The sequence below is a fragment of the Kribbella sp. NPDC055071 genome (assembly GCF_053608045.1).
Genome location: NZ_JBSGUS010000002.1, coordinates 578,318 through 590,124, shown reverse-complemented (window position 1 = coordinate 590,124; position 11,807 = coordinate 578,318). Strand labels below are relative to the sequence as shown.

Genomic DNA, 11,807 nt, shown 5'->3' with positions numbered 1-11,807 from the left:
CTGCGCCTACCTTTGCAGCGGTGGTAGGTCGAAGTTGTCGTTGGAGGATCTGAGTAGCGCGACCGACGCGCCCGCGAACCCGATGGCGGCGACGACCAGGCCGGCGCCGGCGGCGAGGTGACCGGGCATGAAGGGGTGGGTGAAGCCGCCGAGGGCGAGGGCGATGCCCATCCAGGCCGGCGCGACCTTGCTGCGCCACAAGGCGATCCCGAGCAGCAGCAGTCCGAAGGTGACGGCGAGGATGAAGAGCAGACTACCGATCTGCACGGTCGCCTGCTTCTCGTAGACGTCCGCGAATTTCTCCATCACCCCGGCGTCGAGCCCGTCGTGGACGGTGAGGAACTCGGGCGTCACCACGCCGGGCAACAGGAAGAAGCCGGCGCTCATCCCACCGACCGCGAGGAGGCCGCCGGCGGTGGCCAGTCGTGGCGCCGTACGCCGGGACACCCACGCCGCCGCGAACATCGCGGGGATGAGCAGGAAGAACGGCACCTGGAGCCACTGCATCAACTCGAACCGGCCGGGGTCGGCCGCGACCGCGTCCACTGTGGTTTTGAAGGCCGCATCGCCGCCGACCGGGCTGACCAGGTAGTAGAGGCCCATGAACAGCATCGGCAGCGGTGCGACCACGGCGAGCAACACCCGCCAGAAGCCGCGGACATCGCGTGGCCGGCGGACGGCCTTCTTGCTTGCGGGGGTGGTGACTTGCGTTTCTGACATGACTTGCTCCCAACCGCTGAAGTGGATGTGTTGGCTTCAGCGTCGGCCGCGACCGCCCCCGACCGGCAGGTGCGCGGCCTGTGGCCCAGGCGAGAAAGGTTCCTGGGTGATCTGGGGGCAGACCCCTACTCGATCAGGGGCGACCGGCCTGATGATGAGCAGATGAGCGAGTCCGGGCCGAGCGACCGACGCCGTACGGCGGCATCGGTCCTGCTCGCCGTTGCGCTGCTGGAAGCCCTCGTCACCGCCGTGGCTGCGCCTGCCTCCGACTTGAGCTGGGCCAGACTGACCGACCTGTTCGTCGTCTCCAACGCAGCCATCGGTCTTTGTCTGGCTCTCGCCGGGTGGCCGATCGCGTACTACCGGCCGAGAAACCCGATCGGCTGGTCGTTGCTGGTGGGCGGCTGTTGCTACGCGTCGACCGCGACCGGCCTCAGCGTGCTCGCCTGGCTGGGCGAACCCACGGTCGGGTGGAGGCTTCTTGCGACGGTGACGAACGGCGGTTGGGCTCCGGCCCTGGCGCTGTTCATTCCGCTGACGCTCGTGCTGTTCCCCGACGGACACCTGCTCTCGGGTCGCTGGCGTTGGCTCGTCGCGGGGCTGGTGGTCAATGCGGTGCTGTGGACGGCTACCGGCGTCCTGGATCGCAAGGGTGGCCTGTCGGCCGAGATCGGCATCCCGGGGTACCCGCACTGGACTGGGTTTGCCGCGGTTGATGTGTTCGGCGCGATCAGCAGTGCCGGGTTGCTGGTCAGCTTCGTCGCGGCCCTTGTGGCGGTGGTACTGCGTTATCGCAGCGGATCGGAGCAGGTCCGCCGCCAGGTGCTGTGGTTGCTGCTCGCGCTGCTGATCATCGTGGCCTGCTTCGGGCTGGAGAACCTGGTGCCGTCCGAGTCGCTGGTGCTGGGCGTTCTGCCGCTGCTGCTGATTCCGCTGGCGATCGCGATCGCCGTACTGCGGTACCAGTTGCTCGACATCCGGCTGGTGGTGTCGCGGTCCTTGCTCTATCTGATCCTGGTCGGTGGGGTCGTCGTCGCCTACTTCGGTCTGATCGCGCTGCTCGACCGCAACGCGTCGGTACTTGCGACGCTGGTGATAGCGCTCGCGTTCAACCCGGTCCGGGTCTGGCTTCAACGCCTGATTCATCGCGCGTTCTACGGTGCCCGGCGGGATCCGGTGCGGGCGATCGCGGAAGTCGGTGCCCAGATGGGGTCGGGCGAGGGGTTGCCCGGCGTACTGACCGCCCTCTGCCGGGTGATGCGCTTCCCGGCCGCGACGATCGTTGTCGAGGGCAAGCAGCTTTCGGCGTACGGCGAACTGCCCGCGGCCCGGCATGCGATCGAGTTACGCTCTGGGGAGGACCGATTCGGGGAACTCGTGGTGGGGCTGCGCTCGGGTGAGTCGCGGGTGAATGCGGCCGACGAGCAAGTGCTCTCGTTGCTCGCGGCACCGTTGGCGGTCGCAGTACAGGCCAAAGGGCTGGCTGATGACCTGCGGGACTCCCGCGAGCGGATCATCAGCGGACGGGAGGAGGAGCGCCGCCGGATCCGGCGGGATCTGCATGACGGGCTGGGACCGGTACTGACCGCGGTGGTGCTGAACGCCGACGCGGCTCGGCGATTGATCGAGGCCGAGCCGCAGCGCTCGTCGGCCTTGCTCGCCGAACTGCGGGACCAGGCGATCGGTGCGGTGGAGGAGATCCGCCGGCTGGTCTATGAGCTTCGGCCGCCTGCGTTGGACGGGCTTGGGCTGCTGGGAGCCTTGCGCGAGTACGCGGCGATGGCGTCGCGTCGCGGTGATGGCGGCGCGCTGACGGTGACCGTGGATGCCCCGGCGAAGTTGGCGGAGTTGCCCGCCGCCGTGGAGGTGGCCGCTTACCGGATCGCCACCGAGGCACTCACCAACGTCATCCGGCATTCGACGGCGACGACGGCCGCCGTACGGCTTAGTGTCGACACCGACGTACTGCGGCTCGGCGTCCTCGACAACGGGACGAACGCAGGCCCAGAGTGGAAGGCAGGAGTCGGGCTCACCTCGATGAGCGAGCGAGCCAGCGAACTAGGTGGGCGGTGCGAGATCCGGTACGACCGCACCGGTTGCACGGTCGACGTCGTACTGCCGTTGGAAGGGGCTCGTCGATGAACCTGAGGATCGTGGTCGCAGACGACCACGGCATCGTCCGCGAAGGCCTCGGCGCGTTGCTGTCGGCCCACGCCGGCTTCGAACTCGTCGGCACTGCCGCCACCGGCGCCGAAGCCGTTCGCTCGGCGGTCACCCTGCGCCCCGACGTGCTGGTGATGGACATCCAGATGCCCGACCTGACCGGGATCGAGGCGACCCGTGAGATCGCGAAGGTCGCGCCCGAGGTCGCGGTGCTGATGCTGACGATGTTCGACGACGACGAGTCGGTGTTCGCCGCAATGCGGGCCGGCGCACGGGGGTACGTACTGAAGGGCGCCGCGCCGGACAACGTGATCCGGGCGATCAGCGCGGTCGCCGCCGGCGAGGCGATCTTCGGTCCAGGGATCGCCCGCCGAGCGCTCGCCTACCTGTCCGGCCCACACCCCGACCAGCCCGCGTTCCCCGAGCTGACGCCGCGCGAACGCGAGGTCCTCGACCTGATCGCCACCGGCCTGGGCAACGCCGCGATCGCCCACCGCCTCGCCCTGGCCCCGCCAACAGTCGGCAACCACATCACCAGCATCTTCGCCAAACTCCAGGTAGCCACCCGCCCCGAAGCCATCATCCGAGCCCGCACCGCCGGCCTCGGAAACCCCTAGCCAGCTCCTTCCCAGGTGCGCGTCAGATTCCGCATCCGCTGGAGCCGCACGATGTCCGACCCGCTGTGCTGTAGCCGGACGCCATTCGTCGGCAGGTTGGCGGCGCGGTTCCCGGGTACCGGTAGGCGTTGTCGCCAGACCTGAATGTCCCGGTCCCTGGACCGCCGTCCCGCCGTCTCTCAGGTGACCCCATCCGGCTGCGTCCTCGGCCGGCTCCAGCCCTTACGATTCGAGATCTTCATGGCATTGAACAGTGCTCTTCCTGCCGGGCCTGATGAACCGTGCCGGCTGGATCACCTGCAGCTTCCCGCGCACGTCCAGGTGTGGGCGTACGGCACCTGGCGGCCGGGCTGGCTGATAGGGCGTGAGAATCTGCCGCTCGGCTGGCACGGCCTTGTGCAGTATCACTACGGAGACTCGTCCGAAGCCACCGAATGGTTACCGGCCAACCGAATCTCCACGGACAGCCACCCAAGGACCCAGGTCTGACCACCGTGCGATGCCGCACCGGCCGCCAGAAGGTCATCGACCGCGTCACAGTTCAGAACCGTGGCGGCGTCAGGAGTCGTTGTCCTTGAGGAGGCGGGCAACTGATGGCTCGAGCTTTTCACGGACTGCCTGGGTGTCGAGGTCGTCGGAGCCGGTCTGCTTGATCGCACGGGCGATCGTCCGGCCCTCCTCGTACTGGGAGATCACTCGTGGGTCGACGTACGAACTGCGCGCGACGACAGGCGTGTTGCCCAGGTGGTCGGAGACCTCGGTCAGCATCTCCTTGACAGCCTTCTTCGCCGCCTTCTTCGTATCCGGCGGATCGGCCTCGGCGAGATCGGCCGCGGCATGCACGGTGGCGGTCCACGTCCGCAGATCCTTCACCGTGTACTGGTCTCCGACGATCTCTTGGAAGCGTTCGTTGATCAGACCCGCGTTGAGTTCGTGCCAACCGTCCTTGTCGCGATAGACAAGCAGCCGCGGGTTGTCGTGCCGACTGCGCTTGAGGGCGGACACCGCGACCACGAGCTTGTCGTCGTCCAGTTCAAAGGTCCGCCGGGTACCGCCCTTGGCCACGTAGTCGAACACGAGCAGACCTTTGCGCACGACCACGTCGGTTCGCAGCAGCGTTGCGGCTCCCCGACTGCCCGACTCTGCGGCGTACCGGTCGTTGCCGACCCGGAACACACCGTGGTCGAGCATCCTGAGCGCAGTGGCCAGGACTCGTTCGCGGGTCAGACCTTTGGTGCACAGATCACGCTCGACGGCCGTACGGAAGGCCGGCAGCCGATTGGCGAGCCGCTTGACCCGGTCGTGCTTGTCGGCATCCTTCGTACTGCGCCACTCCACGTGGTACAGGTACTGCCGGCGCCCTGCCTCGTCGGTCCCGACCGCTTGAATGTGACCGTTCGCCTGCGGACTGATCCACACGTCCTTCCAAGCGGGCGGAATCACCAGAGCCCGGATCCTGTCCAGAGTTGCGGCGTCCGTGATCACGTTGCCATCGGCATCCAAGTAACTGAACCCCTTACCGTGCCCACGCCGACCAAGGCCGGGCCCGTCAGGATCGCTGCGCTTCAACCTCATCGGCAGCTCGCCGTTCCCTTCATAGTTCTCCCTCGTCAGGCAGAACGTCGCGACCCGCTCACTGCCGAACAGGGGGACTGCCTGGTACCCGCAAGCAGCCACGCGAAACCGGCCACCGGCTAGGTGCTGGATCCGCCCGATTGGCGGGCCCGGTAGGACGCGACGCGGGTGCGGCTGGAGCAGGTCGGAGTACAGAACCGGCGGACGCGACGCTGGGCCGCATTGACGAAGACGCGATCGCAGTCGGCTGCGGCGCACGCATCAATCGCCTCAAACCCGTGCCCGGCGGCGAATCCCGCGAGCCCGAGCGCCGCCCCGGCCGCGAGCCACTCGGCCCAGGACGCCTCGGGTCTGGCCACGTGGACGTGCCACGGCGACCCGTCGTGATCCGACAGATACGGGCGTACGGCGTACTCCGTCAGGAGCTCGTTGAGGATGCCTGCCGCCTCGGCCGCCCCGGCGTGGAAGACCGGGCGGATCCGCTCGCGGATCGCCTTCACCTGCGTCAGGTCATGCTCGTCGACGGTCGCCGTCGGCTCACCGTGCTCGAGCAGGAACTCCGCCAATGCCTCGGGTGAGGTCAGCCGCTCCGGATTGCGGGACTTGGTGTTCACCAGGTCCACAGCGATCCGGACCATCCGCTCCGGCGCCAGCACTGTCTCCACTCGACGTAGCGTAACGCATTTGTTACGGTAACGCGTAACGGCAATAAATGCGTTACCCAGGAGGTTCCATGCTGACTCGCTATCTGACCGCCGCGACACTCGCCCGGGTCGGGGACGAGATGGTCGCCTTCACGCTGGTCCTCCTCGTGCTGGAGCGGACCGACAGTCCCGCTCTTGCTGGGCTCACGGGCGCCGCCTACGCACTACCCGCCATCGTCACCGGCCCACTGCTCGGCGCATGGCTCGACAGAACGGCGTACCGGCGCACTGCGCTGGCTCTGAACCAGGCCGTGCTGGGCTGTGTCATGGTCTCCATGCTGGCCGTGGTCGGCCACGGCGCTGCTTGGATGGCGCCCGGCCTCGCTGCAATCGCCGGTACGACGTTGCCGCTGGTGAGCGGAGGATTCACCAGCATGCTGCCGAGCCTGGTTCGGCAAGAGCAGTTGCCGCGCGCCAATTCGCTCGAAGCCGCCAGTTTCGGTACCGCCACGATCACCGGGCCTGCCGCTGCGGCCACTATCGCCGCAGTGGCCTCGGTCGAGACGACGGTGGTGGTCATTGTCGTCATCGCAACCTCGAGCATTCTTGCCATCGGCAGACTCCCCGTGCTCCCGGCGGCCGGAGGCGGCCACGATCCTTTCCTCAGCTCGGTGGTTGGTGGCTTGGTTCACCTGGCCCGGCATCCGAGACTGCGGGCGTCAACAGTGACGTCGACGCTCCTGATGGGCGTTATCGGGATGCTGCTGATCACCCTGCCGCTCCATATGGCATCGCTCGGCATGCCCCGCTCGGCGGCCGGCTACCTCTGGACTGCCCTGGAGTTGGGTAGCGTCACCACGGCCCTGCTTCTGGGCCGCCTCTCGACCCGGTGGCGTCCGGAGCATGTGGTGATGTTCGCGGTTGCCGCCTACGGATTGGCTTTCACGGCTTGGCCGGCGGTCACCAACTTCGCCGTCCTCGTGGTTCTGGCAGCGGCGACCGGCCTCCTGGAGGGGCCGATGATCCCGGCGATGTTCGCCGCTCGCCAGCAGTACAGCTCATTGGAACTTCAAGGGCGGGTCAGCACGACGGCCGCCAGCCTCCGGGTCGGAGTGGCCGCGCTCGGCCAGGCAGCAGGTGGCGTGCTGGTCCCCGCGGTCGGCACACACACCGCGCTCCTGGTGATCGCCGGCAGCCTGGTCGGCGCCTCCGCTCTCGGCTACATCTCCAGCTACCCCAAAAAGCAGCTGGCCCACGCCTGACCAGCCGCTCACCGCCACTCTCGCGCGTCGTTGGTGCGGGGCTGGGTACCGGAGGGGTTGGAGCCTCCGGGCTTGTTTGTTCAGTGAGGAAGGGGGCTTCAGGATGTTCGAGATCGCTGAGGCTGTGACCGCCGCTGTCGACTTGGGCGGATTGGTGAAAGGCCGGGTCGCGACGGGTACGCCCGGGATTGTGATCGAGCGACTGACTGACGACGAGGGTACGACGACCTACTCGGTCGAATTCACCATCGAGCAAGACGATCTGCTGACAACCCATTACACGACGTTGCACCAGCTCGGCGGCGACTGCCTGAGTCGGACCTCAAGTCCCGGTCCAGCGCATTGACAGGGAGCTACGCGGGACGCCCGACGAGTGCCGGGGTGAGGTCGACGTGGACTCGGTAGTCGGTGATTTCGTTGTCGTGTAGTTCGATGACGGTGACGCAGGGAAGGGCAACTGGGGTGCCGGTGGGGGTTTCTGTGTGGATGGTGAAGCGGCAGAAGAGTTGGTCGCCGAGTTCGGCGACCTGGTCGATCGAGTGCCGGAGCCCGGGCAGGGCTCCGGCGGCACCGGCGGTTGCGGCCTCGATCGCTTGCCGGCCGACCAGCGTCGGCTCGTTGGCGAACGTGTACGTCGCGCCGGCCGCGAACCAGCGGGCGAAGCCGGCGGCATCGCCCGCGTCGACCTGGGCGCACATCGTCCGCACCATCTCTTCCCGTGCAGACGGCACGCGTCAGCCCTTCTTCTGCAGTTGCAGGCCGAACTCGGTCATGATCGCGCCGATCCGGGCCATGTCCCGCGGCCCTGGCGGCAGCTCGCTCAGCGCCCGGTAGTAGTTCTCCAGCCCACCGGGCGATACCACCGCGACGATTCGGGTCTCCAGGTCGAACGGGTTGTGGAACATGTGCGGCACCCCACGCGGCATCAGCAGCGACGCACCGGCCTCGACAATGTGTTCCTGGCCGTCCAGCTCGACCCGGACCTTGCCCGCCGTACAGATGAACAGCTCGTCCTCGCGGGTGTGGATATGGGTCGGCGGTCCACCCAGCCCCGGCGGTACGACGTACTCGAACAGCGAGTACGCGCCCTTGGTGTCCTCGCCGGTCAGCCGGACATGGATGCCCAGGCCGATCGCTCCGACGTTGACACCGTCATCGGGATGCATCACTCGGTGCTGGCTGGGTGCTTGGGTCTCGGTCATGGTCGTCCTCCGGTACGGCGGGTTCAGTCGAATGAACTGGGTGAGTTGTGGCGAGGCGCTGGAGCAGCCGTGGCGTGAGCTTGCCGTACGCCGCCGGCGAGACGGGGTTGAGCCAGTGGGAGGCTCTGGTCGCCTTGGAAATCTGCAGGCCGAGATCGCCGAGCACTTCGTCGACGTTCTTCAGCGAGAACGGGATGATCTTGGTTCCCCGGCAATGGTGTGTCGCGGTGGCGTCATCCATGAACGCGAGTTGGTCCACCACCGCCTGTCTGCGCTGCTCCACCGGCGGCAACTCCAGGGCACCGGCCAGATCCGCGGCGATCCACAGCGCGGCCATCTCCGCGTTCAGCGGCGAGAAGAACGATGAGTTGTAGCCGTTGAAATACAAGCCCGGTACGTCGATCGGCTGGATCTGCCGGTAGAGCATGAAGTTGCCGCGAGCATCGAACAGCGACTGCTGCAGCTCCGCACCGAGGAACGGCACTCCTTGGACGAACCCAGTGGCACACACGATCAGGTCGGCCGGCAGCACACTGCCATCGGCCAACTCCGCGCTCGGCTGCCCGTCGACCACGAGCAGCCGCCGGATCGTCATGTCCCGGTGTACGACGATGCTGCCGGCCGCCACGCCCTCGAAGAACCCCTCGGTCGCCAGCCCGATCGCGCCTTTGACGATGTCCTCCATCTGCCCCGGCGGGACCAGACCGGCCTGCGCGAGCTTGAACTGCCGGACAGACACCGAGCCGATGGAATTCAGCATCGAACGGCGCATCCCGTTGCCCGGCCCGTGCAGGAACTTCTCCATGCCGCGCAGCCGCAGATACCGGAAGAGCGCCTCGCCCAGCCTGGTCAGCAGCAGCATCTTGAAGTTGAGTACGCCGCCGACCTTGCGCGGGACCTTCCACAGCAGCTGCCGAGCGATCACATCGGTCCTGGCCGCGACGGCGCTGATGGGGACGGTCACGTCGCAGGCGGACTTGCCGTAGCCGACCACCAGCACGTGCTTGCCACGAGCTTCTTCGGCGTCATGGAATTCCGTTGCCGCCAGCACCTTTCCGCCCGCTTCGGCGTACTCGGCCCGGCCGTCGAAGTCCGGCACCGCCGGTTCACAGAAGACGCCGTTGGCGACGACGACCCGGTCGTAGCGGGCCGAGCCGGAGTCGGTGCCGACCATCCATCCGTCGTACGCCGGAACCACGCTGGTCACTGTGGTCGACAGCCGCAGCAGCGGGTCCAATCCCGACGCAGTCGCGTACGACGCGAGGTACTCCTGCACCTGCGCGCCGGTCGGCCACTCGGGGAACCCCTTGGGCATCGGGAAATCCGAGAACGAGTACTGCGCCGCCGGACTCTGCGTCGTCAGCCCGGGGTAGCGGCGCGTGCGGCTCCAGACACCACCGACATCGGGCGCCCGGTCGAAGATCTCGACCTCGTGGCCGCCCTGGCCGAGCACCTTCGCCGTTGTCAGGCCGGCCACGCCGGCCCCGATGATCGCGATCTTCATCGGACCTCCCTGTGTCTTGGCTCACAGCCTGCGGTCCGGCCGGGCACCCGACAACAGCTGGTCCCACTGAGCGGGACTCAGCCCCGGTCAGCGACGCTGCGAGTACGCACGCGAAGCAGCGGAGGCGGCCAGACAGACCGCCGGAGCCATCCGGTCCTCCCGAACTCCAGCCATCGGACCGGTCACCGATACGGCCGCCACGATCACGTTGAGCGGGCCGAAGATGGGCGCGGCGACACAAGCCACACCGACGTTGCCCTCTTCGCGCTCAGCGGCCCAGCCCCGATCCGGGATCGAGGCCAGCTGACGGCGCAGCGCATCCGGCGATGTCGTCGTCCGCGGCGTGCGCGGCTCGAGACCCGCAGCCAGTACGGCGTCCACGGTCGCGGCCGGGGAGAACGCGAGAATCGCCCGGCCAAGCGCCGAACAGTGCGCGGGAATCCGGCCGCCGACCTGCGACAGCATCGGCATCCGCCGGTGTCCGGTGATCTTGTCGACGACCAGGACGTTCACTCCGTCGAGGACACCGAGTTGCACCGTCGTGCGGGTCGCGGCGTACAGGTCCTGCAGGAACGGGAGGACCGCCTCGCGCAACTCGTGCCGGACCGGGGCGAGTCCGGAGACCTCGAACAGCTTGTTCCCGATCCGGTACCGCTCGCCGGGTTTGTCGAGCCAGCCGAGCCGGATCATCGTGCTTGCCGTCCGGTGCACAGTGGACCGCGGCAGGGCGCTGCGACGGACCAGCTCCGCCAGGGTCAACTCGCGGTGGGTGGCGTCGAAGGCGTCCAGGATCGCTGCGGCGCGATCGAGTCCGCCTGCACCCGAGTCCCGCTCAGCGGGACTGATCGTTGGTGGCGTCATGACTTCCCCTCACGCTGGGCGACACACGTTACAACCGCAGCCGGGAGGTCGCCATCAACGCCAGAACCGCGCTCGTCGGCGGTGGAGCCGCCGGCATCGGCCGCGCCGCCGCCGAGGCACTCGTCGCCGACGGCCACCGGGTCACGATCACCGGGCGCGCCGCCGAGGCCCTCGAGTTGGCGGCCAAGGAGCTGTCGGCCGAGGCGATCGTCGCCGACCTTGCGGACCCGGCGGCGGAGCTGAACCCCACGCAGTACGACGTACTGGTCATCAACGCCGGCGGTCCCCCGCCCGGCCGGATCCTGGAAATCGGCGACGCCCAATGGCATGCGGCGTTGGAGCTGCTCTTGCTCGGGCCACTCCGGCTGGCCCGCTCCGCGCTGCCGGCCATGGCCGAGCGCGGCTTCGGCCGGATCATCGTGGTCACCTCGAACGCGGTCCGTCAGCCCCAGCCCGAGCTCGCGCTCTCCACGGTCCTGCGAGCCGCGACGACCAGCGCCGCCAAGTTGCTGTCCCACGAGTACGCCGACCGCGGCGTGACCGTCAACTGCGTCGCACCGGGCGCCACCGATACCGCCCGACGTCGCCAGGTCCTCGCAGCCCGCGGCGACGCCGACGGCCGGAGCGACAACGCGGCCATCCCGGCGGGCCGCCCGGCGCGGCCGACCGAGATCGGCGACGTCATCGGCTTCCTGGCCTCGGACCGGGCATCCTTCGTGAACGGCACAGTCGTGACCGTCGACGGCGGACGAACGGAGACCCCATGAACACCTTTCAGCTCACCGACTTCCTGGCCGGCCTCACCGACCGGGTGGTGCCGGGCGAGGCGCGGCCGCTGGTGGTCCGGGCGGACGAACTCGAGCCGCTGCCGGCGGCCGCCGTACACAACCCGTCGGAGCTGGCGATCGCCGGTCGCCTGCCGACGTTCGGGTTCGAGATCTTCCACCAGGTGATTCCGGCCGGGCTCAGCTCCGACATGCAACGTCACCACCACGAGACGGTCCACTACGTCATCAGTGGGCGCGGCCACAGCGAGGTGGAGGACGACACCGTCGAGTGGGCCACCGGCGCGTGCATCTACACGCCGCCGTGGACCTGGCACCGGCACTACAACGACGCCCCGGCCGAGCCGGTCGTCTTCCTCACGATCGAAGGCTCACGGCTGGTCGCCGCACTCGGGCTCACCCGCCGCCAGAGCGCCGGCCTGGCAAGTGTCGCGGAGGCCCGCGCGGCCTTCCCCGACTGACAAATCAGAAGGA

General features: G+C 68.2%; 13 protein-coding genes. 6 read left to right on the top strand and 7 right to left on the bottom strand.

Annotated elements, in window-relative coordinates:
* Window positions 1-6: 6 nt before the first annotated feature.
* Window positions 7-720 (bottom strand): hypothetical protein, encoded by a 714-nt coding sequence (locus ACWF4Z_RS06145; RefSeq protein ID WP_452241849.1) that lies wholly within the window; start codon window positions 718-720, stop codon window positions 7-9.
* 162 nt (window positions 721-882) lie between these two features.
* Here ACWF4Z_RS06145 and ACWF4Z_RS06140 point away from each other — a divergent pair, with 162 nt between their 5' ends.
* Together ACWF4Z_RS06140 and ACWF4Z_RS06135 are read left to right on the top strand one after the other, a co-directional pair.
* On the top strand, window positions 883-2,862 hold the full coding sequence (locus ACWF4Z_RS06140) for a sensor histidine kinase (RefSeq protein ID WP_452241848.1): 1,980 nt from the start codon (window positions 883-885) through the stop codon (window positions 2,860-2,862).
* Window positions 2,859-3,500, top strand: coding sequence for a response regulator (locus ACWF4Z_RS06135; protein WP_452241847.1), 642 nt, complete (start codon window positions 2,859-2,861; stop codon window positions 3,498-3,500). The genes ACWF4Z_RS06140 and ACWF4Z_RS06135 overlap by 4 nt, the downstream gene beginning before the upstream one ends.
* Window positions 3,501-4,058: 558 nt before the next feature.
* On the opposite strand, the gene ACWF4Z_RS06130 is transcribed toward ACWF4Z_RS06135, so the two are convergent.
* Both ACWF4Z_RS06130 and ACWF4Z_RS06125 read right to left on the bottom strand, forming a co-directional pair.
* Window positions 4,059-5,075, bottom strand: a complete 1,017-nt coding sequence (locus ACWF4Z_RS06130) for a DNA topoisomerase IB (RefSeq protein WP_452241846.1) — start codon at window positions 5,073-5,075, stop codon at window positions 4,059-4,061.
* Window positions 5,076-5,194: 119 nt separating this feature from the next.
* The gene (locus ACWF4Z_RS06125) at window positions 5,195-5,740 is read right to left on the bottom strand and encodes a CGNR zinc finger domain-containing protein (protein WP_452241845.1); all 546 of its coding nucleotides are present in this window, start codon (window positions 5,738-5,740) and stop codon (window positions 5,195-5,197) included.
* 68 nt (window positions 5,741-5,808) lie between these two features.
* On the opposite strand from ACWF4Z_RS06125, the gene ACWF4Z_RS06120 reads away from it, so the two are divergent.
* Together ACWF4Z_RS06120 and ACWF4Z_RS06115 are read left to right on the top strand one after the other, a co-directional pair.
* Window positions 5,809-6,981, top strand: a complete 1,173-nt coding sequence (locus ACWF4Z_RS06120; RefSeq protein WP_452241844.1) for an MFS transporter — start codon at window positions 5,809-5,811, stop codon at window positions 6,979-6,981.
* 103 nt (window positions 6,982-7,084) lie between these two features.
* The gene (locus tag ACWF4Z_RS06115; RefSeq protein WP_452241843.1) at window positions 7,085-7,327 is read left to right on the top strand and encodes a hypothetical protein; all 243 of its coding nucleotides are present in this window, start codon (window positions 7,085-7,087) and stop codon (window positions 7,325-7,327) included.
* A gap of 7 nt (window positions 7,328-7,334) precedes the next feature.
* Here ACWF4Z_RS06115 and ACWF4Z_RS06110 read toward each other — a convergent pair whose 3' ends face one another.
* From ACWF4Z_RS06110 to ACWF4Z_RS06095, 4 genes are all read right to left on the bottom strand, one after another.
* Window positions 7,335-7,712, bottom strand: a complete 378-nt coding sequence (locus ACWF4Z_RS06110) for a nuclear transport factor 2 family protein (protein WP_452241842.1) — start codon at window positions 7,710-7,712, stop codon at window positions 7,335-7,337.
* 3 nt (window positions 7,713-7,715) lie between these two features.
* Complete coding sequence (locus ACWF4Z_RS06105) at window positions 7,716-8,183, bottom strand: cupin domain-containing protein (protein ID WP_452241841.1); 468 nt, start codon at window positions 8,181-8,183, stop codon at window positions 7,716-7,718.
* Window positions 8,134-9,687, bottom strand: coding sequence for a flavin-containing monooxygenase (locus tag ACWF4Z_RS06100; RefSeq protein WP_452241840.1), 1,554 nt, complete (start codon window positions 9,685-9,687; stop codon window positions 8,134-8,136). The genes ACWF4Z_RS06105 and ACWF4Z_RS06100 overlap by 50 nt, the downstream gene beginning before the upstream one ends.
* 87 nt (window positions 9,688-9,774) lie before the next feature.
* The gene (locus tag ACWF4Z_RS06095; RefSeq protein ID WP_452241839.1) at window positions 9,775-10,548 is read right to left on the bottom strand and encodes an IclR family transcriptional regulator; all 774 of its coding nucleotides are present in this window, start codon (window positions 10,546-10,548) and stop codon (window positions 9,775-9,777) included.
* A 14-nt stretch (window positions 10,549-10,562) separates the two neighbouring features.
* On the opposite strand from ACWF4Z_RS06095, the gene ACWF4Z_RS06090 reads away from it, so the two are divergent.
* The gene (locus ACWF4Z_RS06090) at window positions 10,563-11,315 is read left to right on the top strand and encodes an SDR family oxidoreductase (RefSeq protein WP_452241943.1); all 753 of its coding nucleotides are present in this window, start codon (window positions 10,563-10,565) and stop codon (window positions 11,313-11,315) included.
* Window positions 11,312-11,794 (top strand): cupin domain-containing protein, encoded by a 483-nt coding sequence (locus tag ACWF4Z_RS06085; RefSeq protein ID WP_452241838.1) that lies wholly within the window; start codon window positions 11,312-11,314, stop codon window positions 11,792-11,794. The genes ACWF4Z_RS06090 and ACWF4Z_RS06085 overlap by 4 nt, the downstream gene beginning before the upstream one ends.
* Window positions 11,795-11,807 lie beyond the last annotated feature (13 nt).

Excerpts from the sequence above, each read along its gene's own strand:
- ACWF4Z_RS06140 (WP_452241848.1), top strand. The coding sequence starts at position 883 with ATGAGCGAGTCCGGGCCGAGCGACCGACGCCGTACGGCGGCATCGGTC.
- ACWF4Z_RS06135 (WP_452241847.1), top strand. The coding sequence starts at position 2,859 with ATGAACCTGAGGATCGTGGTCGCAGACGACCACGGCATCGTCCGCGAA.
- ACWF4Z_RS06130 (WP_452241846.1), bottom strand. The coding sequence starts at position 5,075 with ATGAGGTTGAAGCGCAGCGATCCTGACGGGCCCGGCCTTGGTCGGCGT.
- ACWF4Z_RS06145 (WP_452241849.1), bottom strand. The coding sequence starts at position 720 with ATGTCAGAAACGCAAGTCACCACCCCCGCAAGCAAGAAGGCCGTCCGC.
- ACWF4Z_RS06100 (WP_452241840.1), bottom strand. The coding sequence starts at position 9,687 with ATGAAGATCGCGATCATCGGGGCCGGCGTGGCCGGCCTGACAACGGCG.
- ACWF4Z_RS06085 (WP_452241838.1), top strand. The coding sequence starts at position 11,312 with ATGAACACCTTTCAGCTCACCGACTTCCTGGCCGGCCTCACCGACCGG.
- ACWF4Z_RS06105 (WP_452241841.1), bottom strand. The coding sequence starts at position 8,183 with ATGACCGAGACCCAAGCACCCAGCCAGCACCGAGTGATGCATCCCGAT.
- ACWF4Z_RS06095 (WP_452241839.1), bottom strand. The coding sequence starts at position 10,548 with ATGACGCCACCAACGATCAGTCCCGCTGAGCGGGACTCGGGTGCAGGC.
- ACWF4Z_RS06120 (WP_452241844.1), top strand. The coding sequence starts at position 5,809 with ATGCTGACTCGCTATCTGACCGCCGCGACACTCGCCCGGGTCGGGGAC.
- ACWF4Z_RS06115 (WP_452241843.1), top strand. The coding sequence starts at position 7,085 with ATGTTCGAGATCGCTGAGGCTGTGACCGCCGCTGTCGACTTGGGCGGA.